Source organism: Actinoallomurus purpureus (assembly GCF_024055795.1).
Taxonomy (GTDB): domain Bacteria; phylum Actinomycetota; class Actinomycetes; order Streptosporangiales; family Streptosporangiaceae; genus Actinoallomurus; species Actinoallomurus purpureus.
Window position 1 is genome coordinate 217,599 of the sequence record NZ_JAMXMY010000005.1, and the last position, 26,993, is coordinate 244,591.

A 26,993-nucleotide genomic window follows, 5' to 3' on the forward strand; every position below is an offset into this window, starting at 1 on the left:
CGGGCCGCTCGCTGATCACGTGGCTGTGAGTGTCCACTCCGCGTACGGGACCCAGTTGCGAGTTCATTGCAACTGCGTGCTAGTTGCGTTTATAGTCACGACGCGGAGATGATCACGGCCTCGTACCAGCCGCCATGGCGCGGTCGGCGGATCCAGGCCGCTGGGATCACCGCGTTCATCGGCGCCGCCGGTGATCGTCAGGTCACGGGCGACCGGGCGGCATCACCACCCCGGCGGGGTCCTCCGCTGACGTATCGGATCAGAGCGAATTGGGAGGGCCCCTCGTGGAACCCACGACAACAGTTTCCACGGGCGGGATGTCCGAGAGTGGGCGTGCAGCGGATCCAAGCCGGCGCAACAGTTGGGTGCTGGTGGTGTTCACTGCGGTCACGAATCTGACCGACGGTGTCACCAAGGTCGCGCTTCCGCTGGTGGCGACATCGTTGACCACGTCACCGGCGCTGGTGTCCGGTGTGCTGCTGGCCTTCTCATTGCCATGGCTGCTGGTCGCCCTGCACGTGGGAGTGTTGGTCGACCGCGCCGATCGGCGCAGGCTGCTGTGGCTGGCGAACGGCATACGGATCGCCGCGGTCCTCAGCTTGTCGATGGGGCTCGCGACGCATGTGGTCGGGCTGCCGATGCTCTACGGGGGAGCCGTGGTCCTTGGCGTCGCCGAGGTGATCGCCTCGACATCGGGGGCCGCGATGGTCCCCGACGCCGTGGCACCGATTCACCGGCAACGCGTCAATGCCTGGGTGGTCGGGGCGGAGACCCTCTGCAACGAGTTCGTCGGCCCGTTCCTGGGCGGCCTGCTGGTCGCGGCGAGCGCGTCGATCGCGCTCGGCGCCTCGACCGGCGGCTACCTGATCGCCATGGCCGTTCTGCCCCTGCTGGTGGGCCGGTTCAAGGTTGTGCGTGCCGCCGGGCCCATTCCTTCGGTGAACAGGCAGGTCGGTGAGGGGCTGCGGTTCTTGTGGCATCAGCGGCTGCTGCGGTTGCTGTCGCTCTCGGTCTCCGTGCTCGTCACCTGCTGGGCCGCCTGGTTGGCCCTCATGCCGCTGGTCGCGACGGAAAAGTGGGGCTTGAGCCCGACCGGCTACGGCGCGCTCGTCGGCGCGCTCGGCCTGGGCGGAATCGTCGGGACCCTGGGCGTGGGCACCGCGAACCGGCTGTTCGGGCGCCGCTGGGTGATGTTCGCGAACATCTTCCTGACCTGCTCGATGGTGGCTGTTCCGGCGGTGACCGCGAACGTCTGGGCCGCCGACGCCGGGGCCTTCCTCGGAGGCATGGGTGGCACCCTGTGGGTCGTCAACTCCCGCGGCATCAGCCAAATGCTGGTCAGCGCGGAGATGATGGGCCGCTACAACTCGGCCGCTCGGCTGTCCAGTTGGGGCCCTATCGCGCTGGGTGCTCCGCTGGCGGGCGCGCTCGCGCAGTGGCTCGGGTATCGGTTGGCGTTCGGCGTCTTCGCCGTGGCCGCCGCAACGGTCATCATCCCGTTCCTGCGCACGTTCACCCCCGAGGTTCTCGCCGAAGTCGACGCCGGCATGGCAACGCGCTGACTGCTCGGTTCGCCTCCGGCCAGGTGAGCCAACACGGGACGACTCCAGGCGCCGACGGGTTCGTCGCGGCGCTGTTGCCGTCCGTTCCGCGCACGCTGTTGAATCGTGGGGGATCCAGCTCCTCCCGGATGGTCATGCTTCCGGCGGCGGCGCTTATCCTCGACCGGACACTCGAACACTGGGGGAGACGTGCCTGACCTGTCGACCTTCGCGGAGGCGGCCATCTCGCCGGCCGAGCTCCGCGGCTTCCTACGCGGTCTGCCGCCGGTGGACCAGGTGGGGGCGGAGGAGCGGGCCGCGCGGCTGGCGACCCGTTCGATCAAGACGTCGGCGAAGGCGTACGCGATCGACCTGGCGATCTCGATGGTGGACCTGACGACGCTGGAGGGCGCGGACACCCCGGGCAAGGTGCGGGCGCTGTGCGCCAAGGCGGCTCACCCGGATCCGGCCGACGCGAGTGTGCCTAAGGTCGCGGCCGTCTGCGTCTACTCCGACCTCGTCGGCGAGGCGGCCGGTGCTCTCAAGGGCACGGGGGTCGGCGTCGCGAGCGTCGCGACGGCGTTCCCGTCGGGGCGGGCACCACTCGACGCCAAGCTCGCCGACACCCGCCGGGCGATCGACGACGGCGCCTCCGAGATCGACATGGTGATCGACCGGGGCGCGTTCCTGGCAGGCGACTACCAGAAGGTCTACGACGAGATCGTCGCGATCAAGGCCGAGTGCGGCGACGTGCACCTGAAGGTGATCCTGGAGACCGGCGAGCTGGTCACCTACGACAACGTACGGCGGGCGTCGTGGCTGGCGATGCTGGCCGGCGCGGACTTCATCAAGACGAGCACGGGCAAGGTGAGTCCGGCCGCGACGTTGCCGGTGACGCTGGTGATGCTGGAGGCCGTGCGCGATTTCCGGGCGCGGACCGGCCGTCAGATCGGCGTGAAGCCGGCGGGCGGCATCCGTACGACCAAGGACGCGATCAAGTACCTCGTGCTCGTGAACGAGACGGCGGGGCCAGACTGGCTGAGCCCCGACTGGTTCCGGCTCGGCGCGTCCAGCCTGCTCAACGACCTGCTGATGCAGCGCCGCAAGCTCACGACCGGCGTGTACGGCGGCCCCGACTACTTCACCCTTGACTGAGGCAGAGATGAGTTTCGAGTACGCCCCCGCGCCGGAGTCACGGGCCATCGTCGACATCAAGCCGTCGTACGGCCTGTTCGTCGACGGCGAGTTCGTCGAGGCGAAGAGGTCCTTCAAGACGATCAATCCGGCGACCGAGGAGGTCCTGGCCGAGGTCGCCGAGGCGAGCGCCGACGACGTGGACCGCGCGGTCGCGGCCGCCCGTCGCGCGTACGACGCGGTGTGGGGGCCGATGCCGGGGACGGAGCGGGCGAAGTACCTGTTCCGGATCGCACGGCTGATCCAGGAGCGCTCGCGTGAGCTGGCGGTGCTGGAGTCGATCGACAACGGCAAGCCGATCCGTGAGTCGCGGGACGTCGACCTGCCGCTGGTCGCCGCGCACTTCTTCTACTACGCGGGCTGGGCCGACAAGCTGGCGTACGCCGGGTTCGGCGCCGACCCGCGGCCGCTGGGCGTCGCCGGGCAGGTCATCCCGTGGAACTTCCCGCTGCTGATGCTCGCGTGGAAGATCGCGCCCGCCCTGGCATGCGGCAACACCGTCGTCCTGAAGCCCGCGGAGACGACGCCGCTGACCGCGCTCGCGTTCGCCGAGATCTGCGCGCAGGCCGAGCTGCCGCCCGGCGTCGTGAACATCGTGACCGGTGCCGGCGAGACCGGCCGCGCGCTGGTCGAGCACCCGGGGATCGACAAGGTGGCCTTCACCGGCTCCACCGAGGTGGGACGGCAGATCGCCCGCTCGGTCGCCGGCACGGACAAGAGGCTCACCCTGGAGCTGGGCGGCAAGGCCGCCAACATCGTGTTCGACGACGCGCCGCTGGACCAGGCCGTCGAGGGCATCGTCAACGGGATCTTCTTCAACCAGGGTCACGTCTGCTGCGCGGGGTCGCGGCTGCTGGTCCAGGAGTCGGTCGCCGAGGAGCTCCTCGACCGGCTGAAGGCGCGGATGGCGACGCTGCGCGTCGGCGACCCCCTCGACAAGAACACCGACGTCGGCGCGATCAACTCCGCCGCGCAGCTGTCGAAGATCCGCGAACTGTCCGACAGCGGCGAGGCCGAGGGGGCGACCCGCTGGGCGCCCGCGTGCGAGCTGCCGGAGCGCGGGTTCTGGTTCCCGCCGACCGTGTTCACCGGGGTGGCGGCCTCGCACCGGATCGCCCGCGAGGAGATCTTCGGGCCGGTCCTGTCGGCGCTGACGTTCCGTACACCGGCCGAGGCGATCGAGAAGGCCAACAACACCCCGTACGGACTGTCGGCGGGGATCTGGACCGACAAGGGATCGCGGATCCTGTGGATGGCCGAGCGGCTGCGGGCGGGCGTGGTCTGGGCGAACACCTTCAACAAGTTCGACCCCGCCTCCCCGTTCGGCGGGTACAAGGAGTCCGGTTTCGGGCGCGAGGGCGGACGGCACGGACTGGAGGCATACCTGCGATGAGCGAGCGATTGAGTGTTCGCAAGACCTACAAGCTGTTCATCGGGGGCGCGTTCCCCCGCTCGGAGTCCGGCAGGACCGTGATCGTGAACGATGCCAAGGGAAGGCTCCTGGCCAACGCCGCGCGCGCCTCGCGCAAGGATGTCCGCGACGCGGTGGTGGCCGCCCGCAAGGCCCAGTCCGGCTGGGCGGCGCGCACGGGCTACAACCGGGGGCAGATCCTCTACCGGATCGCCGAGATGCTGGAGGGGCGCCGCGGCCAGTTCGTCGAGGAGTTGCGGGACACCGGCCTCGGCAAGGCGGCGGCCGCCGCCGAGGTGGACGCCGCGATCGACCGGTGGGTCTGGTACGCCGGGTGGGCCGACAAGATCGCCCAGGTGACGGGGTCGGCCAACGCCGTCTCCGGACCGTTCTTCAACTTCTCCACGCCCGAGCCCACCGGCGTGGTCGGGGTCGTCGCGCCGGACTCGCCGCTGCTCGGGCTCGTGTCGGTGATCGCGCCGGTGATCGTGACCGGTAACACGGCCGTCGTCGTCGCCTCGGAGCCCGGACCACTCCCGGCGATCACCCTCGCCGAGGTCCTCGCCACCTCCGACGTGCCGGGCGGCGTCGTCAACCTTCTCACCGGGCACCGCGCCGAGCTGGCCCCCTGGCTCGCCTCCCACCAGGACGTCAACGCGATCGACCTGGCCGGCGCGCCGGACGACCTAGCGGCCGACTGCGCGCGGGCGGCGGCGGACAACCTCAAGCGGGTGCGCCGCCCGGCCGCCGGCGACTGGACCGCCGATCCCGGTACGGCCCGGATGACCGCGTTCCTGGAGACCAAGACCGTCTGGCACCCCGTCGGCGTCTGACCCCGCGGGATCTCGGCGGTACGGCCGGTGAAACGGAGATGGTGCCCGCGGCGCGGCTGCGCTGCGGGCACCATCGGTTCGGCTAGCTCAGCGTGTCAGCGCGGCGGCGTTCCCGCCGCATCACCTCCGCGCAGAGCTCGGACTCGACGAACTCGTCGACGGTCATGGTGAGGTCCATCCGCTGGATGCACACGCCCACCATGTACGGCCCGCCGACGGCCTTGTACAGACGAAGGCCGTAGTAGCCCTCGTCGCACCCGCCGCCGTTCCACGGCGCGAGCGGGCACTTCCCACAGGTCTCCGGCAGGAAGACCGGCCGGATCTGCTTGAGCCCCACCGTGCCGCCGTCCGGCAGGGCGTACGTGACCTTGTACCCGCCCGAGACGTTCCAGGCGTCGACCCGCTCGACGGGCGTGGCCCCGAGCGAGTCGAGGAGGGTCCAGATCGCGTTCGCGCTCGCCGGCTCGGCGATGGAGCGAAGGAGCCGGATCTCGACCCGGCGCCCGTACTTCTCGATGAGATGCCGTACCCGCTCGATGTGGGACTCGTCGGGCACGACGATGTTCGCGCTGACCTTGAGATCGCTCTCCAAGGCTGCCTCGATCGACCGCTGCAGCGCGACGATCTTCTTCTCGGCCAGCTTCAGGCGCCCGAACTTCTCCGCCTGCACCTCGGCCAGTTCCTCCGCCGTGGTGCCGAATATGGAGAAGTTCACCTTCCGCAGGCCCGCGCGGGCGGCCTTCGGCAGGGCCAGCGCGCCGTTCTCACCGTTGCTGGTGACGCCGATGTTGCGGTAGCCCGCGCCGTTGGCGAGGGCGATCAGCTCGTGGAGCTGAGGGTGCAACGTCGGTTCGCCACCGGTGCCGTGCATCTCGGTGAGACCGCACTTGTCGCGGAGAAGCGTGATCACACGCACGAACTCCTCGTCGGGCCGCATGCGGTCCGCGAGGAAGTCCACCCCGTTCTTCTCCGCGTAGATCGACACCCGCTGGCTCTGGTTGCCCGGGCCTGCCGTGATCGGCGTTCCGGGAACCTGGTCAGAGGTCACCGGAGTGCCCTCGTTGTGGCAGAACACGCACGTGAAACCGCACGTGTCCAGGAACTTGGGCCGGAGGCCCGGGTCGAACACCCACCGGATCGGCAGGGCCTCTTCGGCCAGGGCCAGAGGATGGCGGGATTCCCCCTTGGACATGCATGACTCCTCATGCCGTGGCGCACGCAAGTCCCGGGTGGTCAGCCCGGCTCCCGTGCGCCCTTGAATGGGACGCAACACCCGAGAGCCGGGCGGCTCTTAGTTGTTGTACTTGTGTGACGCACGTGCCCTGGGAGCGGTTCCGGGTAAGCTCCGCGTTGTGTAAGCCTCTCCGCGAAGCGGCGGGTTGGTCACCTGTCGGCAGGGGCGCACGGGTCGGCGGGACGGCCTCGCCTACGGGACTGAATGGGACCCCGGAGGCCGGCCCGCCGCGTCCCGTTCTGGCCGGGGCTCGGGCTCAGAGGTCGCCGCGCAACGCGGTCGCGGCCTGAAGGACCGCGGACCATTCGGCGGGGGTCGGATCGATCGGGCTCTGGGCGGTGAACAGGGGGTTCAGCTCCACCGTCAGGTTCGGGCCGACGTGGCCCGGGCGACGGCCGGCCGGCTCGAGCAGGGCGGGCACGGGATCGTGGCCGCAGCGCCGCGCCATTGCCGTCAGCAGTTCGTCGAGGCCGGCGACCAGGTCGAGCGGCGGGAACGTCACCGCGTCGGCGCAGCGGCGCATCTGCTCCTCGTACTGATCGTCCCGGAACCGCACCCGCCAGCCCGGCCACAGCTCCGCCAGGACCGGCTGCAGACCGGGTACGGCCGCGGCCGTCCATACGTCGGCGGTACGCGTACGGACGTCCACGTGCAGGCCGCTTCCGGGCACCGCGGGGAGCCTGAGCCGCGCCAGGCCGCCTTCGGGCAGCCGGTGGAGGAGCTCCGGCCCCTGCCAGGCGCTGTGCGCGTCGGCACGGGCGAACGGATAGGCGGTGAGGACGCCGGTCTCATCGCGGAGGGTCACCAGGTGCGCGACCCGGTCCTCTTCGCCGCCGGGCAGCAGGCCCTCCGGCATGGTGCGTTCGCCACCGAGATCGCGCCGGACGGCCGCGCGGCCGAGGCCGGCGTGGTCGGCCACGTCGCCGAGGCCGTCGTACGCCCACCGGACGTCCCATCCCGGCCAGGTCAGCGCGAGCAGCCGCAGGAAGGCGCGCCGGGCCGGTATCTCCCGCATCAGGTCATCGCCGAAGAAGACGAGCCGGCGGGCACGGTGGTCGATGGTGGCGCCCCCTTCGGCCGAGGCCTCCTCCAGCCATTCGTCATCCCGCTCCTCGCAGACGCGCTGAGCGGTGACGTACCGGGTCGCCGACCGCGGGCCGGCGATCAGGACGTCGCCGATCGTGTCCGCGGCCCAGTGGTCGTAGTACAGCCGCCGGCCTGTGGCGTCGACCAGGATGAAGTTCGCAGGGTGCCCCATGTGCTTCATCCTGCTCGGGTCGGGACGTCTCCACCAGGGATTTCTGAGTGTGCCGTTCCGTCGAGCCAGGCGTGCGCGTCAGTTGTGCTGCCAGCGGTCCCTGGCGGTCGGTTCGAAGGGGTCGTCCGGGTCCTCGTCCGCCGAGGCGATGGTCTCCCAGAAGGCGGCGTGGGCCTGCTCGTGCAGGATCCCGTAGGACAGCATGCGCTCGCGGGAGACGGTGCCGGTGTCCGCGGGGTCGAGTTCGGCGCGCCGCTGCTCGTAGAGCTCCATCAGTTCCCGGTGCTGCCGTGCCTGGGTCCGCGCGAGACGCGCGAGGTCGTCGGGGTCGCCGAGGTCGGCGAAGGCGAGCCTGAGCTGGGCGGGGTCGCGGAACTCCGCATGAGGGACCTCTGGAGTCGCCAGCCATTCCCGTAGCGCCTTCTCGCCCGCCGGCGTGAGGTGGAAGAAGCGGCGGCGCCGCCCGCCCTCCTCGGTCTCCTCGGTCAGCAGGCCCATCTCCGCCAGCCGGGGCGGGTCGCGGTACAGCTGCGCGTGCGGGATCGGCCAAAAAGGGGCGATGCTCTCCTCGACGCGCGCCTTCAGCTCGTACGGGGTCATCGGGCCGTGGCGGGCGATCAGCCCGAGCACGACGTACGCCGACATGCTCAACTCCACGCGCACCTCCCGTTGACACCGCCTCGCCGAGACCATACTTTCATCCCATTGAGACCGTATCAATGAGACTATCGGTGGAGAGCTCATGTACGTCCATCCCGAACTGGCCGACATCTTCGCCGCGCTCCCGGAGCGCCCGGCCGACCCCTACGCCGACATCGAGGCGACACGCGCCCACTTCCGCGCGCTGATGGCCCCGCGGATGGGCCCGGACCCCCGCGTCACGGTGGAGGGCACGGCCATCGAAGGACCGGACGGCAACGCGATCGAGCTGCAGGTCATCCGGCCGGCCGACGCCGCCGAGGGTGAGGTGTTGCCGGGTGTCGTCTACATCCACGGCGGCGGCTTCGCCTACGGCGAACTGGACGGCCCGAGCCCGATGGCGCGCGACGCCTGCGCCGGGGCCCGCGCCGTCGTCGTCGACGTGCACTACCGGCTCGCGCCGGAGCACCGCTTTCCCGCCGGGGTCGAGGACTGCTACGCGGCGCTGTGCTGGATGGCGGACCGCGCCGCCGCACTCGGCGTCGATCCGGACCGGATCGCCGTCGCCGGTGCGTCGGCGGGCGGGGCCCTGAGCGCCGCGATGACTCTCATGGCACGGGACCGGCAGGGGCCCTCGATCGCCTACCAGTGCCTGCTCATCCCGTGTCTCGACGACCGGGGCGAGACCGTCTCCTTCCGGAGCCTCACCGACCGGAGGATCACCAACGGCCCGAGCGTCGCCCGCACCTGGGACAACTATCTCGGCCCGGGTCGCGGGGAGGCGTCGCCGTACGCCGCGCCGGCCCGTGCGGAGGACCTGCGCGGTCTCCCGCCCGCGTACGTCCTCACCTGCGGGATGGACCCCCTCCGCGACGAGGGCGTCGACTACGCCCGGCGGCTCATCGAGGCCGACGTGCCGGTGGAGCTTCACCACGTGCCGGGCGCCTGGCACTTCTTCGAGGGGTTCGCGCCCGAGAGCGCGATCGCCGAGGCGACGACCGCGCACTGGCTCCGGGCGCTGCGCACCGCCCTGCACCCCTGACCGGAGGCCTACTGGAAGAACTCGGCCGGCAGGTGATCCCGCATCGCGGCGGGGCGGAAACCCTGTTTCTGGATGGTGCGGAGCATCTTCTTGAAGTCGGCGGTCATGTTCGGGTTGAAGTGCACCAGCAGGATGTCGCCCCGGTGCAGGCCGCCGGGCCGCTGGTAGGCGATCCGTCCGTTGCTGACGACCTCCCGCCAGAAGAAGATCGCCTTCATCCCGCAGTCCCGCGCGGCGCGCAGCGTGTCGTGGTCCGTCGCCCCGTACGGTGCGCGGAACAGCGTCGGGCGCGAGCCGTACTGCGTGGTGTAGATGGCGGCCGCGTCGCAGATCTCCTGCTTCTGCCGCGCGTAGGACAGCCGGGGCAGGTACGGGTGCGTCATCGTGTGATCTCCGACGAGCGCACCCACCTGCTGCAGTTCGCGGAAGTAGCCGTAGTTCTTCTTGACGGCCATGTTCGCCAGGAAGAGCGTCACCGGGATCTGCCGGTCCCGGATCAGCCGGACGAAGTCGGCGTCCTTCTCCCAGCCGTCGTCGATCGTGATGAAGACGACCTTGTCCTGCACCGGGATGTCGCTGATCACCGGAGGCAGGCCGTGGCGCGAGCGCGGTAGCGCCGAGGGCGTGCCGGACGAGGCGGAGGCGCTCGGCGTGGGCGACGGGGAGGAGGAGGCGGACGGTGACACCGAGGCCGACGTGGCAGGGCCGCCGGCCGGCGTCTCGCTCGGAGCGCCGCCTCCCGGTCCCCGTGACGCCACCGGCGCCGCGGTCCGCTCGTGCGGACTGCCCGGGTGGCAGGCTGCCAGGCCTCCCGCGGCGAGCACCGCGACGGCGGCTGCGGTGAGGGTGCGGAGCTGTGGGCGAAGGGCCATCGGATATCCCCTAGGAACGACGGTCCGGTCATTTATCAAGCTGTCCGGATCTGGCGGTCGATCAACCTGATTTAGCGAAACGCGAACGTGGGATGGGTCACCCCGCCGCTGTGCCGCCGAGAGAACGGGGCAGGTAGTTCTCCAGCGCCGCGGGCCGCAGTCCCGCCTGGCGGATCCAGGTGAGCAGGCGCTCGAAGTCCCCGGCGAGGCCGCGCCGGAAGTGCATCAGGATGATGTCGCCGGGCCGCAGGTCCGAGCCGCCGTCCATCCGGGCCAGCCGGCCGGACAGGCCGTTGTAGAACTCCACCGACCAGACGACGACCGACTTCATGCCACAGTCGCGGGCCGCCGTCCGGGTGACGTGGTCGTACGATCCGCCGGGCGGCCGGAAGATCTGCGGCCGCCGTCCGTACTGGCGGGCGTCGATGTCGGCCGACTGGCAGATCTGCCGGTGCTGCGCAGCGGAGGACAGCCGTCGCATGTCGTTGAACGGCGCGGCGTGGTCCATCGTGTGGTCCTCGATCGGCGCGCCGGCGTGCTGCAGCGCCCAGAAGTACTCGTAGCCGGTCCGGGCCGCCTGGTCCGTGAGGAAGACCAGGATCGGCACGCGCTGCGTCCGGACGACGTCGACGAAGCGGGTGTCGTGCTCCCAGCCGTCGTCGATGGTGATGAAGACGACCTTGTCCTGCGTCACGACCCGGTCGACCACCGGCGGCAGGCCGTCGCCGCTCCGCTGGTACGACAGCCGCCAGGTGCCCGCCTTCGGAACGGGCCAGCGGGGAGGCGCCATGACCTCGGCCATGGCGGGCGGACCGGCCGCGTGCGCGCCGGAGTGGTGGATCCGTGTCCGGACGTCAGGCCACAGGCCGGAGGCCACTCCGAGCAGCGCCGCGAGCACGCACGAGGCGATCAACCGTATTCCGCGCATCCATCCCCAGCTTCCCCTCAGTGGATCTTAAGTCTCTTCATAGAGGTTGATGCTGGGATGTGGTGGCCAGGTTCGGGCAATCTCGGCTTGTTTCCGCCGCGCGGCGCGGAAAATCGCGAAACTTCGCCCGCCCGGCACCAATCCGGCCCGGCACCGGCTCCGAATACCCGGCGAAACGCGCCGAAGGAGGACCGATGCCGAACACGACGCCCCTGTACCCGGACGACCCGCGGCAGGTGGGGGACTTCCGATTGACCGGCAGGGTGGGCGAGGGCGGCCAGGGGATCGTCTATCGAGGGGAGGCCTCCGACGGCGCGGCGGTCGCCGTGAAACTGCTGCGCGGCGATCTGTGGGGTGACGACGCGGCCCGGAGCCGGTTCCTGTGGGAGGCCGACCTGGCCATGCAGGTGGCACGCTTCTGCACGGCGGGAGTCCTGTCGGCCGGGATGGCGGGGGAGCGGCTTTATATCGTCAGCGAGTACATCGACGGCCCGTCTCTCCAACGGCGCGTCGACTCCGAGGGCGTGCTCGCCGACGGGTCGCTGGAACGGCTCGCGATCGGGACGGTCACCGCGCTGACCGCCATCCACGAGGCGGGCATCGTCCACCGGGATTTCAAACCGGCCAACGTGATCCTCGGCTCCGACGGGCCGCGCGTGATCGACTTCGGCATCGCGCGGGCCCTCGACACCACCCGGACCGCCACCCAGGGCGTGATCGGAACCCCCTCCTACATGGCGCCCGAACGCTTCTCCGGGGCCTGCAGCGGCCCGGCCGCCGACGTCTTCGCGTGGGCCGCGACGATGGTGTACGCGGCGACCGGGCGCCCGCCGTTCGGTGATGACGTGATCCCGGCCGTGCTGAATCGGATCCTGAACGAGCCCCCGGATCTGACCGGGCTGCGCGAACCGGTGCGCGGCCTCGTCGAATCGTGCCTGGTCAAGGATCCGGCACGGCGTCCATCGGCGAGGCAGGTGCTCCTCCGGCTCCTCGGCGGGGCGGGGTCGCCGGTGGCCGCAGTGAACGCCCCGGCCGCTGACACCGGCCGGGGAGCGGTCCTCCCCGTGCCGGACGCCGCGCCGGGCCGGGTCTCGGCCTCGCCGGCGCCGACCTCCCTGGACACGCCCCTCCTGTCGGCGGCGGCCGAACTCGCGGCCGCGGACACCATCGCGGGCTCCGCCGAGACCATCGGGAACATCGCCGGAGTCACCGCGAACGACGCGGCCGAGAGTTCCCCGCGGTCCACCGGGCGTGCCGACGGGCCACGGCGGTCCCGGCTGCGCAAGGTCTTCATTCCCGTGGCGGTCGCGGTGGCCGCCTCGGGCGCCGTCCTGGCCGCGAACGCGGCGGAACCGGGCGGCTCGACCCGTGCCCGTGCCACCGCGAACGCCCGGGCCGCCTCGACCCCCGGTTCACCCGCGGTACCGGCGAATGCGGCGCCGGTGCGCGTGCCGGAGATCGCCGGGCTGTCCGAGAGCGCCGCCGCCGCCCGGCTCCGCGGAGCCGGGCTGACGATGGGGCGCGTCACGGTGGACTGCGCGGCGTCCCGTCAGAAGACGGTCCTGCGCGCCGCTCCCGCCGTGGGTACGACGGCCGCCGCGCACACGGCGGTGGACGTGGTGGTGGGCGGGACGCCGGTCACGGTCCTGGACGGAAAGGGCTGGCCGGTGGCTCAGGCCCGCAAGGTGCTCGAGCGGAACGGCCTTCACGTCACGCTCGAGCGGCGCCGGAGCGACTACTGGATCGGCAAGGTCGTCGCGCAGCACCCGGCCGCCGGAACCCGCGCCTGTCCCGGATCGGACGTCACGCTGTTCGTCGGCGTCGGATGACCCACCGCCACCGGCCCACCTCGCGATGACCTCGGAGCCGCGGCGGGCGTCCCGGAGAGCGCGCGCCGCGGTCGCGTCCGTCAGCCGCGTACGCCCAGGGCGCGGATCAGCGTGGCGCTCAGCGCGGTCACCGTCTCGTCCGGCACCGGTTTGGCGGCCGGACCCTCGGCGAAGTACTTGAGGAACGCCTGCTGGAAACAGGCGCCGGCCAGCAGGGCGCCGGCCGCGTCGGGATCGGCGTCGGCGGCGATCCGTCCCAGGTCGCGTTCGGCGCGCAGGTAGTCGGCGAACCGGCGGACGACGTGCTCCGGCCCGGCGCCGTACTTGCGCATCGCCTCGCGCTGGGCGGCCATCAGCTGCGGCTCGGCCAGCAGTGAGCCGAGCATGGGCAGGGTCTGGAGGTAGAAGTCCAGGGTGGCGCGGGTGAGCTCGGCGATCGTGCCCGCGACGCTGCCGTCGCCGGGACGGGCGTCGACGCGGGCGAAGCCGGGCATCCGCTCGCGGAGGACGTGGAGCAGAAGCTCCGTCTTGTCGGTGAAGTGCTTGTAGAGGGCCGCCTCGGACAGGCCCGCGGCCTTGGCGATCTCCTTTGTGGTGGTGCGCGTGACGCCGCGTTCGCGCATGAGGCCGGCGGCGGCGTCGAGGATGCGATCCCGGGTTCCCACGATCCCCCTTGGTCGTCGAGCGTTCTCCCATTATGGTGGTTAGTGAGTACTCACTAACCACGGAGGGGTGACGCGTCATGAGACTTACGATCTTCGGAGCGAGCGGAGGCACCGGGACCCGGCTGGTCCGGCAGGCGCTGGAGCGGGGCCACGAGGTGACGGCCGTGGTCCGTGATCCGGCACGGCTCGCCGTCCCGGCCCACGATCGCCTGACCGTCGTCACGGCGGACGTGATGGACCCGGCGGCCATCGAGCCCGCCGTCGCCGGAGCCGACGCCGTCGTCTCCGCGCTCGGCCACCGCGACACCGGCCCGACGACCGTGTGCCAGGACGGCGCGCGCAGCATCATCGAGGCGATGTCCAAGGCCGGCGTCCGCCGTTTCCTCATGGTCAGCGCCGCGGGATTCGTCACCGACGCCGGCGACGGCCCCGTCACCCGCTACGTGGCCAAACCGATCCTGCAGCGGATCCTGCGGCACGCCTTCGCCGACATGCGCCGTGCGGAGGAGGAGGTCCGCGACAGCGACCTCGACTGGACGATCGTCCGGCCGCCGCGGCTCATCGACAAGGAGGGCACGGGGCGATACCGGACGGCGATCGACCTCAACGTCCGGGGCGGCATCCAGATCTCCCGCGCCGATCTCGCCACCGGCCTCCTCGACCTCGTCCCCGACGACTCGGTGGTGCGCCGGCACGTCTCGATCGCGCGTTGACCGCCGGCGCTCCGGCCCGGCCGCCGAGGCGGTGACGACCGGACGACGGGGTGGCGGGCGACAACTGGGCGGCGACCGGGCGGCGGGGGATCGGGCGGTGACGGCCGGACGGATCTGCCGGGTCGGTGACGTCCGGGCGGCGTGCCTGGGCGGTCGGGTGCGGACGACAGACGGCCCCGCCGCCGACGGGTCGGCGGCGGGGCCGTCGATCAGGCCCTCCGGCGAACGGTCAGCCGACGCCGATCAGGTCGACGACGAAGATCAGCGTCTCGCCCGGCTTGATCGCGCGGCCCGCGCCGCGGTTGCCGTATCCCAGGTGCGGCGGGATGACCAGCTTGCGGCGTCCGCCGACCCGCATGCCGGCGACGCCCTGGTCCCAGCCCTGGATGACGCGTCCCCCGCCGAGCGGGAAGCTGAACGCCTCGCCGCGGTTCCACGAGGCGTCGAACTCCTCGCCGGTCGAGTGGGACACGCCGACGTAGTGCACCGAGACGGTGGAGCCGGGCTGGGCCTCGGCGCCGTCGCCGACCGTGATGTCGGTGATCTGCAGGTCGGCGGGCGGGTTGCCCTCGGGGAAGTCGATCTCAGGTCGCTCAAGCGCCATGGGAATTTCTCTCATCGTCGGTGATGTCGAACACCCAAGCGTATCCACCCGTGACACCCCCGACCCGCAGGAATGCGGCTCCGGTGGTGCCTGTTGGCATTGGCGTGAACGTTGAGATCTTCTCCGATGTCGTATGCCCGTGGTGTTACCTGGGCCGGGCGCGGTTCGCCGCCGCCGTCCGGAGCTTCGGCGGCCAGGTGGACGTGGCCTGGCGGCCGTACCAGCTCGACCCCGATGCCTCGGCGGGCGGGCTGATGAGCGAGAGCCTCGCCGAGAAGTTCGGCGGGCCGGATCGCGTCGCCGAGGCGCACGCGCGGATGCGGGAGCTGATGGCGGCCGAGGGTCTGCCGTACGCGCCGGAGAAGGCGCTGCGGGCGAACACCCGCGACGCGCACCGGGTGATCGCGCTGGCCGATGAGGCGGGTGTGCAGGACGCCGTCGTCGGCCGGCTGTTCCAGGCGCACCACGCCGAGGGCCGGGACCTGAACGACCACGGCACGCTCGCCGAACTCGCGGCCGAGGCCGGCCTGGCGGGCGTGGGGGAGCGCCTCGCGGCCGGGGAGGGCGACGCGGCGGTCACCGCCCAGCTCGAGGTCGCGCGCGGCGTCGGCGTCACCGGTGTGCCGTTCTTCGTCTTCGAGGGCACGTGGGCGGTGTCCGGCGCGCAGTCACGGGAGTTCTTCGAGAACGCGCTCGCCGAGGTGGCGGCCAAGATCGCCTGAGCCACCGCCCGTACACGCTGCGGGGACCGCTGAGGCCGGTGTGAACAGTGGGGCGCTCTCGGGTCACGGAAACCCTCTGACCTGGTAAAAGGCTTTGGTTTTCCGTTTTTCGGACGGATACATTCCGACCTACGGATACATCCGATTCCCCGGGAGATCCCCCTTGGAGCCGCAGGCACTCCGCCGCAGCCTGTCACTGCGTGACCTCATCGTCTACGGGCTGCTGTTCATCGGGCCGCTCGCCCCGGTCGGCGTCTTCGGCGTGCTCGACGCCAAGAGCACCGGGGCGGTCGCCCTCGTCTACGTGGTGGCGACGATCGCCATGGGCTTCACCGCCCTGTCCTACGCGCAGATGTCGCGCAAGGTCCCGAAGGCCGGATCGGTGTTCGCCTACGCCAGCGCGGGGCTCGGCCGGCCGGCGGGCCTGCTGGCCGGCTGGATGGCGCTGCTCGACTACCTGCTGATCCCCGCGGTGGCGTACCTGTTCTGCGGGATCGCGCTGCACTCCCAGGTGCCCTCGGTCCCCGCCTGGATCTTCACGGTCGTCGCCTTCGTACTGACCACCGCCCTCAACCTGGCCGGTGTGCGCGTCGCGGCGCGCGTCGGGCTCGTCGTGCTCGTCGTCGAGATCCTGCTCCTCGCGGTCTTCGTGGTCGCCGCGGTCGTCGTCCTCATCACGCACGGGCCGGCCCGGCCGTGGGCGTCGCCGTTCACCGGCACCGGCGGGACCACCGCGAGCGCCGTCATGGGGGGCGTCTCGGTCGCCGTGCTGTCCTTTCTCGGCTTCGACGGGATCGCCTCCTTCGCCGAGGAGAACACCGGGGACGAGCGCCAGATCGGGCGCGCGGTGCTGTTCTGCCTCGGCCTGGCGGGGCTGCTGTTCGTCGTCCAGACGTACCTGGCCGGGCTCCTCATGCCCGTGAGCCCGCAGCACCTCGCGTCGGCGCCCGCCGAACAGGGCACCGCGTTCTACGTCATGACCGACTCGGCGTTCGGGTCCTGGCTCCACCTGGCGTTCGTCGTCGTCAAGGGCATCGGACCGGCGTTCTCCGCGATGTCCGCGGTGGCGGCCGCGTCCCGGCTGATGTACGGGATGGCCCGCGACCACGGCCTGCCCAAGGCGCTCGCCACCGTCGATGCCCGCTCCCGCGTGCCCCGGGCGGCGCTCCTCACGACGGCGGCGGTCGCGGCCGTCGTCTCGGTGTGGGCGGCCTGGCGTTCGGACGGCCTCGACGTGCTCGTCTCCGTCGTGAACATGGGCGCCCTCGCGGCCTTCACCCTGCTGCACGCGTCGGTGACCGGGTACTTCGTCGTGCGCCGCCGGAGCCGGGCGTGGCTGCCGCACCTGCTCGTGCCGGCCGCGGGCGCCGCCGTGTCCATCTGGATCATCGTGTCGGCGACCACCATGGCGAAGGTCGTGGGCGGCGTCTGGCTCGCCGCCGGGCTGGTGGTGGTCGCCCTCCAGCGCCGCCGCGGACCCCGCGCCACGACGCCCGGCGCGGACGGTGCGGACGGCCCGGTCGGCCGCGAGCCGGTGCCCGGCGGGAACCGTTCCTCGTCGCGCCGCTCCTGAGCGGGCGCCCCGGGTTCGGCCGGGCGGGTGAGGACGTCCGAACGCCGCCGTTCCGGCCGGGACCCGGTTGGCTACGCTGAGCCCCGTGACACCGAACATCGACCCGCTCGTCGCGCGGATGCAGGGATTCGGCACCACGGTGTTCGCCGAGATGACGGCGCTGGCGGTCCGCACCGGGGCGATCAACCTCGGCCAGGGCTTCCCCGACACCGACGGCCCCGCCAAGCTGCTCGAGACCGCGGCCGAGGCCATCATGAACGGCGCCAACCAGTACCCGCCCGGCCCTGGGCTCCCGGAGCTGCGCGAGGCCGTCGCCGCGCAGCGCGCGGAGCGGTACGGCCTGGCGTACGACCCCACCGGCGAGGTGCTGGTGACCGTCGGGGCGACGGAGGCGATCGCGGCGGCGATCCTCTCTCTCGTCGAGACGGGGGAGGAGGTCGTCGTGTTCGAGCCCTACTACGACTCGTACGCGGCGATCATCGCGCTGGCCGGTGGCGTACGACGGCCGGTCACCCTGCGTCCCGACGCGGGAAGGTTCACGTTCGACCCGGCCGAACTACGCGCCGCCGTCACCCCGCGCACCCGGGTGCTCCTGCTCAACTCGCCGCACAATCCGACCGGCACGGTCTTCACCCGCGAGGAGCTGGAGGTCGTCGCGGAGGTGTGCCGCGAGCACGACCTCGTCGCCGTCACCGACGAGGTCTACGAGTACCTCACCTACGACGACGCCCCGGGCGGCGCGCACGTGCCGCTCGCCACCCTACCCGGCATGCGCGAGCGCACGGTGGCGATCTCCTCGGCCGGCAAGACCTTCTCCGTCACCGGCTGGAAGGTCGGCTGGATCACCGCGCCCCCGCGGTTCGTCCGGGCGGTCCAGACGGTCAAGCAGTTCCTCACCTTCACCGCGAGCGCCCCGTACCAGCGTGCGGTCGCCTACGCCCTGCGCGAGGAGCAGGAGTGGGTGGACGGCCTCCGCGTGTCCCTGCGGGCCAAACGCGACCGGCTGAGCGACGGCCTCACCGCCGCCGGGCTCACGACGTTCCGGCCGCAGGGCACCTACTTCGCGCAGGCGGACGTCCGGTCGCTCGGCTTCGGCGACGGCCGCGCGTTCGTCGGCGCCCTGCACGAGCGCGCCGGCATCGTCGCCATCCCGACGCAGGTGTTCTACGACTCCGGCGCCGGCGACCCGTACGTCCGGTTCGCCTTCTGCAAGCGCGACGAGGTCATCGACGAGGCCGTCGAACGACTCCGCCGGCTGTAGGCCGTGTCTGACGAATCCCGTTCGTGGCGAACGTGTCGGACACGCCCTGGCGGGCCCGGCGCGGCGCTCGGATACGCTCGTCTGTCGTGTCCGGACACCGCATCCCGCAGCCGCAGTTCCCCGACGACGACGGCGGTGCCCCCGCCGAGGTCGAGCGGGTTCTGAGCGACTACGCCGGGGGCCGCGCGGATGAGCGGGCCGTGCTCGCTGCGCTCGCCGGCGCCCGCCTGCTGGTTCCTGTGGTCGCGGTGCTGACCGAGGACGAGACCGTCGACGGTCTGCGGCGCGAGAAGGAGAGCGAGATGGCGCTCCCCACCCTCGTCGGGGACGACGGCAGGCGTGCCGTGCTCGCCTTCACCTCCACCGACAGCCTCGCCCGCTGGCGCCCGGACGCCCGGCCCGTCGCGGTGCACGCCCGGGAGGCGTGCCGGGCCGCCGTCGACGAGTCCGCCGACGCGGTGGTCGTCGACGTGGCGGGCCCCGTGCCGTACGCGATCGAGGGCGCCCGGCTGCGGGTGCTCGCGAGCGGCGGCGCGATCACCGCCCCCCACGAGGACCCCGATGTCCTCATGGCCGTCCACGCCGCCGTGGACGGTCTGCCCGGCATCACCGGGGTGCGTGTGGAGCCCGGCGAACGGGCCGAGCTCGCCGTGCGTCTCCGGCTGGCCGAGAGCGCCGGCGGCCCGGAGGTGCGGGCCGCCGCCGACCGCCTCGCCGAGCGGCTCCGCGGCCACGTCGCCGGAGGCGTCGAGATCGGGATCGTCCGCGAATAGAGTGCCGGGGTGACCACCCCCGACTGGGCCGAGCCGGTGATCCGGCGGCGGCTCGGCGTCATCGCGGCCACCGTGGTCGTCCTCGCGCTGGTGACCTGGCGGGTCGGGCCGGCCCCCGACCTCCCGGCGTTCGTCTGTCTCGCCGTGGCCGGTGTCGCGCTGACGTTCATCGACATCGCGCTGAAGCGCCTGCCCGACCCGGTGACGCTCCCGTCGTACGCCGTCGGCCTGCTGCTGCTCGGGATGGCGGCGCTCTTCACCCACGACGGCGGCGTGCGGTTCGCTCACGCGCTGGCGGGCATGGTCGCGCTGTTCGCGCTCTACGCGCTGCAGTGGCTCATCGCGCCGAACCAGATCGGCCTGGGCGACGTGAAGCTGGCGGGCGTGCTGGGGCTCTACCTCGGATGGCTCGGCCTCTCCGCGTGGGTGGCCGGGGTGTGCGCCGGATATGTTCTCGCCGCGGTGTACTCGATCGGGCTGCTGGCGAGCCGGCGGGCGACGCTCAAGTCGCAGATCCCCTATGGACCCTTCATGCTCGCCGGAGTCCTGGCGGCGGTGCTGGTCTACGCCTGAGCGGCCATTTCGCGCCCGAAGAACGAATGATGTCCGGGCGCCGGAATATCATTCCTCGCTGTTTGCCTTATCCCGACGTGAGTCGCGATTCCTCGTCGACCGGAAACGGGTATTCAATTCGCGGTACGCCTCGGCGTGCTCCGAAAGAAACCCGTCTTATCGGGCCGAACAGATTTGGGGAAACAATTGACTCCTCGCGCTAATGGGCGGACAAAGAGCCCGATCACCGGTCTTCGTACGTGGATCGTCGTGATCACGGCCGGATCGGCCGGGGTGCTGGCGGCGGCGACGTCGTGGAATCCGGCACCGGCCGCCGCCGCGTACCGGGCGCCGGGAACGGCCGACGGCCGGCCGGGACACCAGGGCACCCACCCTCGCGTTCAGCCGTCCCCGAGCGTCGCCGGCGTGGCGAATGGCGCCGGGGACACCGTGACCATCGCCCCCGAGAACGACGACCGGAACAGGAACTTCTTCGACGACGGATTCGACGACGGGAACTTCAAGACCCGCCGGCACCTGGAGTTCACCGGGGCGATCGGATGGCCGGACGTCGCCATGGGCTGCTTCTTCGATCCGGACTTCCGTGGCGCCGACCGCCATGGCCGCCGCGTCGTCTGCATCGAGACGGCCGTACGGCCGCCCATCTTCGCGCACACGCGGGTCCGCGGCCGTCATCGTTTCTTCGACGACGACCGGTTCCGTCGCCGCAGGCACGTCCGTTGATCGGAGCGTCGACGACGAGTCCGGATCGTGTCCGGAAAGGTGATTCACGCACCTTTCCGGACACGATCTGATTCTCCCCTCGATAGGGTGCGCCATATGAAGACGACGGTCGACATCTCTGCTGAGTTGGTGCGAGAGGTTCGTCGAATGGCCCAGGAGGAGGACACCACGCTCGACTCCCTGATCGACGAGGGACTGCGGGCGGTCCTGGCGCGTCGTGGGGAGGAGCGTCGCTACGTCCTCCCCGACGTCTCGGTCGGCGGAGAGGGGCTCCAGCCCGAGGTGCGTGCGGCGGCGTGGAGCGAGTTGTGTTCGCTCGCGTACGAAGATCGGCTGTGATCACTGGCGGGTCGTCTCACGCTGCGGACGTATGCGCGTAGCCTTCCGTGGGGATGAAAGGATTCACCACATGCTGCGCTGGCTGACCGCGGGGGAGTCTCATGGCCCGGCCCTCGTCGCGATCCTGGAAGGGCTGCCCGCCGGTGTGCGCGTGACCTCTGGCGACATCGCCGAGGCGCTGCGCCGCCGCCGTCTCGGCCACGGGCGAGGCGCCCGCATGAAGTTCGAACAGGACCGGGTGACGATCGTCGGCGGGATCCGGCACGGCCGCACCCAGGGCGGCCCGGTCGCGATCGAGATCGCCAACACCGAGTGGCCGAAGTGGGAGATGGTCATGTCGGCCGATCCCGTCGACCCGGACGAGCTGGCCGCCCAAGCGCGCAACGCGCCGCTGTCGCGGCCCCGACCCGGCCACGCCGACCTGGCCGGCATGCAGAAGTACGGCTTCGACGACGCCCGGCCGATCCTCGAGCGGGCCAGCGCCCGCGAGACCGCCGCGCGGGTCGCGATCGGCGAGGTCGCCAAGGCGTTCCTGGCCCAGGCGGTGGGCGCCCGGATCCTCAGCCACGTCGTGGCCCTCGGCGAGGTGAGCGTCCCGGACGGCGTGGTGCCCGGCCCGGACGACCTCGAGCGGATCGACGCCGACCCGGTGCGCTGCGCCGATCCGGAGACGAGCGCCGCGATGGTCGCCCACATCGAGGACCTGCGCAGGGCCGGCGACACACTGGGCGGCGTCGTCGAGGTCCTCGCCTACGGCCTGCCGCCCGGTGTCGGCAGCCACGTGCACTGGGACCGGCGGCTCGACGCCCGCCTCGCCGGCGCCCTGATGGGGATTCAGGCGATCAAGGGCGTCGAGGTCGGCGACGGGTTCACCACCGCGCGCCGCCCGGGCTCGCGGGCGCACGACGAGATCGAGAACACCCCTGAGGGCATCCGGCGGCGCACCGCCCGGGCCGGGGGCATCGAGGGCGGCATGACGACCGGCGACCCGGTGCGCGTGCGCGCCGCGATGAAGCCGATCTCCACCGTGCCCCGCGCGCTCGACACGGTGGACGTGACGACCGGGGAGCCCGCGAAGGCGATCAACCAGCGCAGCGACGTCACCGCGGTGCCCGCCGCCGGGGTCGTCGCCGAGGCCATGGTGGCGCTGGTGCTGGCCGAGGCCACGGTCGAGAAGTTCGGCGGCGACTCCGTCGAGGAGACCGCACGTAATCTGCAGGGCTACCTCTCATCTCTGGTGATCAAGTGAATTCCAAGGTCGTCGTCATCGGTCCGCCCGGCTCCGGCAAGACCACCGTGGGCCGGATCCTCGCCGAGCGACTCGGCGTCCCGTTCCGCGACACCGACCACGACGTCGAGACCACGGCCGGCAAGCCGATCGGGGAGATCTTCGTCGACGACGGCGAGGAGCGCTTCCGCGCGCTGGAGCGCGCGGCCGTCCAGGAGGCCCTCGGGACCCACGACGGCGTGATCGCCCTCGGCGGCGGCGCGATCCTGGACCCCGGCACCCAGGCCGACCTGGCCGGCCACCAGGTCGTGTACCTGGAGGTCGGGCTGTCGGACGCGGTCAAGCGGGTCGGGCTGGCGTCCGCGCGCCCCCTGCTCGTGCTGAACCCGCGCAGCCAGTTCCGCAAGCTGATGGAGGAGCGGCGCCCGATCTACGAGCGCCTCGCCGTGCTCACGGTGACGACGGACGGCCGGGAGCCGGCCGACGTCGCCGACGAGATCGTCAAGGGCCTCGCGTGACCCGCGTCCACGTCGGCGGTGACGCGCCGTACGACGTCGTGATCGGCACCGGGGTGCTCCGGCAGCTCCCGGCCCTCGTCGGCGAGGCCAGGACGGTCGCCGTCGTGCACGCCGAGGGCCTGCCGGAGATCGCCCGTCCGGTGTGCGGGGCGCTCGCCGAGGCCGGATACGACGTCCACGCGCTGCCCGTCCCCGACGGCGAGGCCGGCAAGGACGTCGCCGTGCTCGCCGGCCTCTGGTCGGGCTTCGCCCGGCTCGGCATGACCCGCACCGACGTGGTCGTCGGCGTGGGCGGGGGAGCGACCACCGACCTCGCCGGATTCGCCGCCGCGACCTGGCTGCGGGGCGTGAAGGTCGTGCTGCTGCCGACCACGCTGCTGGCCATGGTGGACGCCGCGGTCGGCGGCAAGACCGCGATCGACATCCCCGAGGGCAAGAACCTCGTGGGCGCCTTCCACCCGCCCGCCGGGGTCCTGTGCGACCTGACGACGCTCGTCACGATGCCGCGCGCCGACTATGTCAGCGGCCTCGCCGAGGTGATCAAGGCCGGGTTCATCGCCGACCCGGTGATCCTCGACCTCGTCGAGGACGACCCCGAGGCCGCGGGCCGCCCGGACGGGCCGCACACCCTGGAGCTCATCGAGCGCGCCGTCGCCGTCAAGGCTCGGGTCGTGTCCGAGGATCTCAAGGAGAGCGGGCTGCGCGAGATCCTCAACTACGGGCACACGCTCGGCCACGCGATCGAGAAGGTCGAGGAGTACCGCTTCCGGCACGGCGACGCGATCGCCATCGGCATGGTGTACGCCGCCGAGCTGGCCCGCCTGGCCGGCCGCCTCGGCGACACGGAGGTCGACCGGCACCGGGCGATACTCTCCGGCGTCGGCCTGCCCACCTCCTACCTGCCCGACGTGTGGCCGGCGCTGCGCGACGCCATGCGCGTGGACAAGAAGGCGCGCGGGGCACGGCTGCGGTTCGTCGTCCTGGACGGCATCGCCGCGCCGGGCCGGCTCGAGGACCCGGACGAAGACCTGCTCGTACGGGCGTACGAGCGGGTCACCCGCTGAGAGAGGAAGGCGAGCGGTCGATGAGCGAGGTCTTCGTCCTGAACGGGCCGAACCTCGGCAGGCTGGGCAGCCGCGAACCCGACGTCTACGGCGCCGCGAACTTCGACGACCTGACCGCGCTGTGCCGGGACACCGCACGGCGGCTGGGCCTGCACGCCGAAGTACGCCAGACCGACGACGAGGCCGAGCTGGTCTCCTGGCTGCACGAGGCCGCCGACGGCAGGATCCCGGTCGTGCTCAACCCGGCCGCGTTCACCCACTACTCGTACGCGCTGCGCGACGCCATCGCCCAGCGCACCGCCCCGCTGATCGAGGTGCACATCTCCAACCCGGCGGCCCGCGAGGAGTTCCGCCACACCTCGGTCGTCGCGGCGGTGGCCACCGGCACGATCGCCGGCTTCGGCCTCCTCTCCTACGTGCTGGCGCTGCAGGCGATCGCCGAGCTCCTCGCCGAGAAGACGGACTGACCGGAGCGCGGTCGGCGGCGCCCCGGTACGGTAAGACTGAATCTGATTCGGTTACTCGGCGGTCAAGGTCAGGATTGGGGTGCGGTGACATGCGCATCGGGATGTCCCTCAACTACGCGGGCGGGTTCAAGGAGACCGTCGACGAGCTGGCGGACTATGAGAAGGCCGGCCTCGACATCGTGTTCGTGCCGGAGGCGTACAGCTTCGACGCGGTCAGCCAGATGGGCTTCATCGCGGCGCGCACCGAGCGCCTCCAGATCGCCTCGGGCATCCTCCAGCTGTACTCGCGGACCCCGACCCTTACCGCGATGACGGCGGCCGGTCTCGACTACGTCTCCGGCGGGCGATTCGTGCTCGGCCTCGGCGCGTCCGGCCCGCAGGTCATCGAGGGCTGGCACGGCGTCCCGTACTCCGCGCCCATCGGACGGACCCGGGAGATCATCGAGATCTGCCGCATGGTGTGGCGCCGCGAGCGCCTCGCCTACGACGGCAAGTACTACAAGCTGCCCCTGCCCGCCGAGGAGGGCACCGGCCTCGGCAAGCCGCTCAAGCTGATCAACCACCCGGTCCGCGAGCGCATCCCGATCTTCATCGCGTCCCTCGGCCCGAAGAACGTCGAGATGACCGCCGAGCTGGCCGAGGGCTGGGAGCCGATCTTCTACGTGCCCGAGAAGGCCGGCGACGTCTGGGGCGAGGCGCTCGCCCGCGGCAAGGCCAAGCGCGACCCCTCGCTCGGTGAGCTCGACATCGTCGCGCAGGCGTTCCTCGCGATCGGGGACGACGTCGAGGGCCTCCTCGACTTCGGCCGGCCCATGGCCGCGCTGTACATCGGTGGCATGGGCGCCAAGGGCCGCAACTTCTACAACGACCTCGCCCGGCGCTACGGCTATGAGAAGGAGGCCGAGGAGATCCAGGACCTCTACCTCGCCGGCAAGAAGCAGGAGGCCGCCGAGAAGGTCCCGTACGAGCTGCTGCAGAAGACCTCCCTGATCGGCTCGGAGGGCTTCGTCCGCGACCGTCTCGCCGCGCTGAAGGAGTCCGGCGTCACGACGCTCAACGTCGCGCCGCTGGCCGGCGACCACGAGTCCCGCGTCAAGCTGATCGAGAAGATCCGGGAGCTTGCCGCCTCGGCGTGACGGTACGGCGCGGCGGCGCCGGCCGAGCGGATCCCCGGCCGGGTTCGGCCGCTGTGGCCGACGGCGCGGGCCGGACCGGCGGGCGGGGCGCGCCGGGCCGACCGGGCGGCACCGGGCGTGCGGAGCCGGGTGCCCGGGGACCGGCCGTGCCGCGTCGGCCCGGGTGTCGGGCCGGGCGTAGAGTCGGGGCATGCCGGAGATCCACGAGGCCCGCCGGGCGCGGCTGGCCGGGCTCGTCGCTGCCCGTGACGCCGACGCGGCGCTGATCACACGCCTGGTCAACGTCCGCTACCTGACCGGGCTGGCCAGTTCCAACGCCGCCCTGCTCGTACGCGCCGACGGGACCGCCGTGCTGGCGACCGACGGGCGGTACGCCGGGACGGCCGCGCGGGCCTGCCCGGAGCTCGAATGCGTCATCGACCGTGCCACCGCGGGCGTGCTGGCCGCCCGGGCGTCGGGCCGGCTGGCGTTCGAGGCGCACGACGTGACCGTCGAGGCGCACGACGCGCTGGCCGCGGAGCCGGACGCGCCGGACCTGGTCGCCCTCGGGCGTGCCGTGGAAGAACTACGGATGATCAAGGACGAGGCGGAGATCGCCCTCCTCTCGGAGGCCTGCGCCATCACCGACCGGGCCTTCGACGCGGTGCTGCCCACCATCCGGCCCGGCGTCACCGAACGCGAGATCGCGGTCGCCCTGGACCGGGCCATGGTCGACCTCGGCGCCGAACAGCCCGCGTTCGCGACCATCGTGGCGAGCGGCCCGAACGGCGCCATCCCGCACCACGTCCCGTCCGGTCGCGCGATCGCGCACGGTGACCTCGTGACCATGGACTTCGGCGCCCGCCAGGGCGGCTACCACGCCGACATGACCCGTACGGTCGCCGTCGGCACGGCCGGCGCCTGGGAGCGCGAGATCTACGAACTCGTCGCCGCGGCCCAGGCCGCGGGCGTGGCGGCCGCCGCCCCGGAGGCGGTGACCAAGGAGGTCGACGCCGCCGCCCGTGACCTCATCGAGGCGGCCGGGCACGGCGACGACTTCCCGCACGGGCTGGGACACGGCGTAGGCCTGGAGATCCACGAGGCACCGCTCATGGGGTATGACAAGACCGGTAAACTGACGGATCGAGTTCCCATCACCGTCGAGCCCGGCGTCTACGTCGCCGGTCGCGGCGGGGTCCGCATCGAGGACACGCTCGTCGTCCGTGCGGATGGTCCGGAGCTGCTCACCAAGACGACCAAGGACCTGCTCGTCATCTAGACGCGGCAGACCGCCGAAGCGGGAGAACGACACACAGTGGCGACGACGAACGACCTGAAGAACGGCATGACGCTGAACCTTGACGGCCAGCTGTGGACCGTCCTGGAGTTCCAGCACGTCAAGCCTGGCAAGGGCGGCGCGTTCGTCCGCACCAAGCTCAAGAACGTCCTGTCCGGCAAGGTCGTCGACAAGACCTTCAACGCCGGCACCAAGGTCGACGTGGCCAACGTCGACAAGCGGGAGATGCAGTATCTCTACCGTGAGGGCGAGGACTTCATCTTCATGGACACCGAGACCTACGACCAGCCCCACATCCCGGACGCGACGGTCGGCGACGCGGCGGACTACCTCCTGCCGGAGCAGAACGCCGTGATCGCCTTCAACGAGGGCACCCCGCTCTACATCGAGCTGCCCGCGGCCGTGGTGCTCGAGGTGACCGAGACCGAGCCCGGTCTGCAGGGCGACCGCTCGACCGGCGGCACCAAGCCGGCGACGGTCGAGACCGGCGCGGTGATCCAGGTCCCGCTGTTCATCACGACCGGCGAGAAGATCAAGGTCGACACCCGCTCGGGCGACTACCTGGGTCGTGCCTGAT

At 71.7% G+C, this 26,993-nt stretch carries 28 protein-coding genes; 21 read left to right on the forward strand and 7 right to left on the reverse strand.

What is annotated here, in order from left to right; translation table 11 throughout:
- The first annotated feature begins 365 nt into the window (after positions 1-365).
- The 4 genes from NE236_RS12460 (at position 366) to NE236_RS12475 (ending at position 4,979) form a co-directional block, all read left to right on the forward strand.
- Positions 366-1,562, forward strand: coding sequence for an MFS transporter (locus tag NE236_RS12460; protein WP_252842072.1), 1,197 nt, complete (start codon positions 366-368; stop codon positions 1,560-1,562).
- 198 nt (positions 1,563-1,760) lie between these two features.
- Positions 1,761-2,696 (forward strand): deoxyribose-phosphate aldolase, encoded by a 936-nt coding sequence (gene deoC, locus NE236_RS12465; protein WP_252842198.1) that lies wholly within the window; start codon positions 1,761-1,763, stop codon positions 2,694-2,696.
- A 7-nt stretch (positions 2,697-2,703) separates the two neighbouring features.
- Positions 2,704-4,128, forward strand: coding sequence for an aldehyde dehydrogenase family protein (locus tag NE236_RS12470; RefSeq protein ID WP_252842073.1), 1,425 nt, complete (start codon positions 2,704-2,706; stop codon positions 4,126-4,128).
- Positions 4,125-4,979: an aldehyde dehydrogenase family protein gene (locus NE236_RS12475; protein ID WP_252842074.1), complete on the forward strand. Its 855-nt coding sequence runs from the start codon at positions 4,125-4,127 to the stop codon at positions 4,977-4,979. Before NE236_RS12470 ends, NE236_RS12475 begins: the two co-directional genes overlap by 4 nt.
- An 82-nt stretch (positions 4,980-5,061) precedes the next feature.
- Here the strand turns inward: NE236_RS12475 and NE236_RS12480 are convergent, their stop codons facing one another.
- The 3 genes from NE236_RS12480 to NE236_RS12490 form a co-directional block, all read right to left on the reverse strand.
- Entirely contained in the window at positions 5,062-6,171 is a 1,110-nt protein-coding gene (locus NE236_RS12480; protein WP_252842075.1) for a radical SAM protein, read from the reverse strand.
- Between the two features lie 298 nt (positions 6,172-6,469).
- Positions 6,470-7,471: a hypothetical protein gene (locus NE236_RS12485; protein ID WP_252842076.1), complete on the reverse strand. Its 1,002-nt coding sequence runs from the start codon at positions 7,469-7,471 to the stop codon at positions 6,470-6,472.
- A 78-nt stretch (positions 7,472-7,549) separates the two neighbouring features.
- Entirely contained in the window at positions 7,550-8,128 is a 579-nt protein-coding gene (locus NE236_RS12490; RefSeq protein WP_252842077.1) for a PadR family transcriptional regulator, read from the reverse strand.
- A gap of 85 nt (positions 8,129-8,213) precedes the next feature.
- On the opposite strand from NE236_RS12490, the gene NE236_RS12495 reads away from it, so the two are divergent.
- Positions 8,214-9,152: an alpha/beta hydrolase gene (locus tag NE236_RS12495; RefSeq protein ID WP_252842078.1), complete on the forward strand. Its 939-nt coding sequence runs from the start codon at positions 8,214-8,216 to the stop codon at positions 9,150-9,152.
- An 8-nt stretch (positions 9,153-9,160) separates the two neighbouring features.
- Here NE236_RS12495 and NE236_RS12500 read toward each other — a convergent pair whose 3' ends face one another.
- Complete coding sequence (locus tag NE236_RS12500) at positions 9,161-10,024, reverse strand: polysaccharide deacetylase family protein (RefSeq protein WP_252842079.1); 864 nt, start codon at positions 10,022-10,024, stop codon at positions 9,161-9,163.
- Between the two features lie 97 nt (positions 10,025-10,121).
- Entirely contained in the window at positions 10,122-10,952 is an 831-nt protein-coding gene (locus NE236_RS12505; RefSeq protein WP_252842080.1) for a polysaccharide deacetylase family protein, read from the reverse strand.
- Positions 10,953-11,146: 194 nt separating this feature from the next.
- Between NE236_RS12505 and NE236_RS12510 the strand changes: the two genes are divergently transcribed.
- Positions 11,147-12,781 carry a protein kinase domain-containing protein gene (locus tag NE236_RS12510; protein WP_252842081.1) on the forward strand — a complete coding sequence of 545 codons (1,635 nt, stop codon included), beginning with the start codon at positions 11,147-11,149 and terminating at the stop codon, positions 12,779-12,781.
- An 80-nt stretch (positions 12,782-12,861) separates the two neighbouring features.
- Here the strand turns inward: NE236_RS12510 and NE236_RS12515 are convergent, their stop codons facing one another.
- Positions 12,862-13,446, reverse strand: coding sequence for a TetR/AcrR family transcriptional regulator (locus NE236_RS12515; RefSeq protein ID WP_252842082.1), 585 nt, complete (start codon positions 13,444-13,446; stop codon positions 12,862-12,864).
- 77 nt (positions 13,447-13,523) lie between these two features.
- On the opposite strand from NE236_RS12515, the gene NE236_RS12520 reads away from it, so the two are divergent.
- A complete protein-coding gene (locus NE236_RS12520; RefSeq protein WP_252842083.1) occupies positions 13,524-14,159 on the forward strand; it encodes an NAD(P)-dependent oxidoreductase in 636 nt (211 codons plus the stop codon).
- Positions 14,160-14,388: 229 nt separating this feature from the next.
- Here NE236_RS12520 and NE236_RS12525 read toward each other — a convergent pair whose 3' ends face one another.
- A complete protein-coding gene (locus NE236_RS12525; RefSeq protein WP_252842084.1) occupies positions 14,389-14,763 on the reverse strand; it encodes an FKBP-type peptidyl-prolyl cis-trans isomerase in 375 nt (124 codons plus the stop codon).
- A gap of 104 nt (positions 14,764-14,867) precedes the next feature.
- On the opposite strand from NE236_RS12525, the gene NE236_RS12530 reads away from it, so the two are divergent.
- The 14 genes from NE236_RS12530 to efp all read left to right on the forward strand — a co-directional run bounded on the left by NE236_RS12530 (position 14,868) and on the right by efp (position 26,992).
- Positions 14,868-15,485: a DsbA family oxidoreductase gene (locus NE236_RS12530; RefSeq protein ID WP_252842085.1), complete on the forward strand. Its 618-nt coding sequence runs from the start codon at positions 14,868-14,870 to the stop codon at positions 15,483-15,485.
- A 163-nt stretch (positions 15,486-15,648) separates the two neighbouring features.
- Positions 15,649-17,058: an APC family permease gene (locus NE236_RS12535; RefSeq protein ID WP_252842086.1), complete on the forward strand. Its 1,410-nt coding sequence runs from the start codon at positions 15,649-15,651 to the stop codon at positions 17,056-17,058.
- An 85-nt stretch (positions 17,059-17,143) separates the two neighbouring features.
- Positions 17,144-18,319 carry a pyridoxal phosphate-dependent aminotransferase gene (locus tag NE236_RS12540; RefSeq protein WP_372494323.1) on the forward strand — a complete coding sequence of 392 codons (1,176 nt, stop codon included), beginning with the start codon at positions 17,144-17,146 and terminating at the stop codon, positions 18,317-18,319.
- 86 nt (positions 18,320-18,405) lie between these two features.
- On the forward strand, positions 18,406-19,092 hold the full coding sequence (locus tag NE236_RS12545) for an SseB family protein (protein ID WP_252842087.1): 687 nt from the start codon (positions 18,406-18,408) through the stop codon (positions 19,090-19,092).
- 9 nt (positions 19,093-19,101) lie between these two features.
- The gene (locus NE236_RS12550) at positions 19,102-19,665 is read left to right on the forward strand and encodes a prepilin peptidase (RefSeq protein ID WP_252842088.1); all 564 of its coding nucleotides are present in this window, start codon (positions 19,102-19,104) and stop codon (positions 19,663-19,665) included.
- 249 nt (positions 19,666-19,914) lie between these two features.
- On the forward strand, positions 19,915-20,388 hold the full coding sequence (locus tag NE236_RS12555) for a hypothetical protein (protein ID WP_252842089.1): 474 nt from the start codon (positions 19,915-19,917) through the stop codon (positions 20,386-20,388).
- Between the two features lie 96 nt (positions 20,389-20,484).
- Positions 20,485-20,727 (forward strand): hypothetical protein, encoded by a 243-nt coding sequence (locus NE236_RS12560; RefSeq protein ID WP_252842090.1) that lies wholly within the window; start codon positions 20,485-20,487, stop codon positions 20,725-20,727.
- 70 nt (positions 20,728-20,797) lie between these two features.
- Positions 20,798-21,976 carry a chorismate synthase gene (aroC, locus tag NE236_RS12565; protein ID WP_252842091.1) on the forward strand — a complete coding sequence of 393 codons (1,179 nt, stop codon included), beginning with the start codon at positions 20,798-20,800 and terminating at the stop codon, positions 21,974-21,976.
- A complete protein-coding gene (locus NE236_RS12570; RefSeq protein ID WP_252842092.1) occupies positions 21,973-22,473 on the forward strand; it encodes a shikimate kinase in 501 nt (166 codons plus the stop codon). The genes aroC and NE236_RS12570 overlap by 4 nt, the downstream gene beginning before the upstream one ends.
- On the forward strand, positions 22,470-23,537 hold the full coding sequence (aroB, locus tag NE236_RS12575; protein ID WP_252842093.1) for a 3-dehydroquinate synthase: 1,068 nt from the start codon (positions 22,470-22,472) through the stop codon (positions 23,535-23,537). Before NE236_RS12570 ends, aroB begins: the two co-directional genes overlap by 4 nt.
- A gap of 20 nt (positions 23,538-23,557) precedes the next feature.
- Positions 23,558-24,004 (forward strand): type II 3-dehydroquinate dehydratase, encoded by a 447-nt coding sequence (gene aroQ / locus NE236_RS12580; RefSeq protein WP_252842094.1) that lies wholly within the window; start codon positions 23,558-23,560, stop codon positions 24,002-24,004.
- Between the two features lie 89 nt (positions 24,005-24,093).
- Entirely contained in the window at positions 24,094-25,140 is a 1,047-nt protein-coding gene (locus NE236_RS12585) for an LLM class F420-dependent oxidoreductase (RefSeq protein WP_252842095.1), read from the forward strand.
- A 190-nt stretch (positions 25,141-25,330) separates the two neighbouring features.
- Entirely contained in the window at positions 25,331-26,398 is a 1,068-nt protein-coding gene (locus NE236_RS12590) for a M24 family metallopeptidase (RefSeq protein WP_252842096.1), read from the forward strand.
- A 36-nt stretch (positions 26,399-26,434) separates the two neighbouring features.
- Positions 26,435-26,992 (forward strand): elongation factor P, encoded by a 558-nt coding sequence (efp, locus tag NE236_RS12595; protein ID WP_252842097.1) that lies wholly within the window; start codon positions 26,435-26,437, stop codon positions 26,990-26,992.
- The last annotated feature ends 1 nt before the right edge of the window (position 26,993 follow it).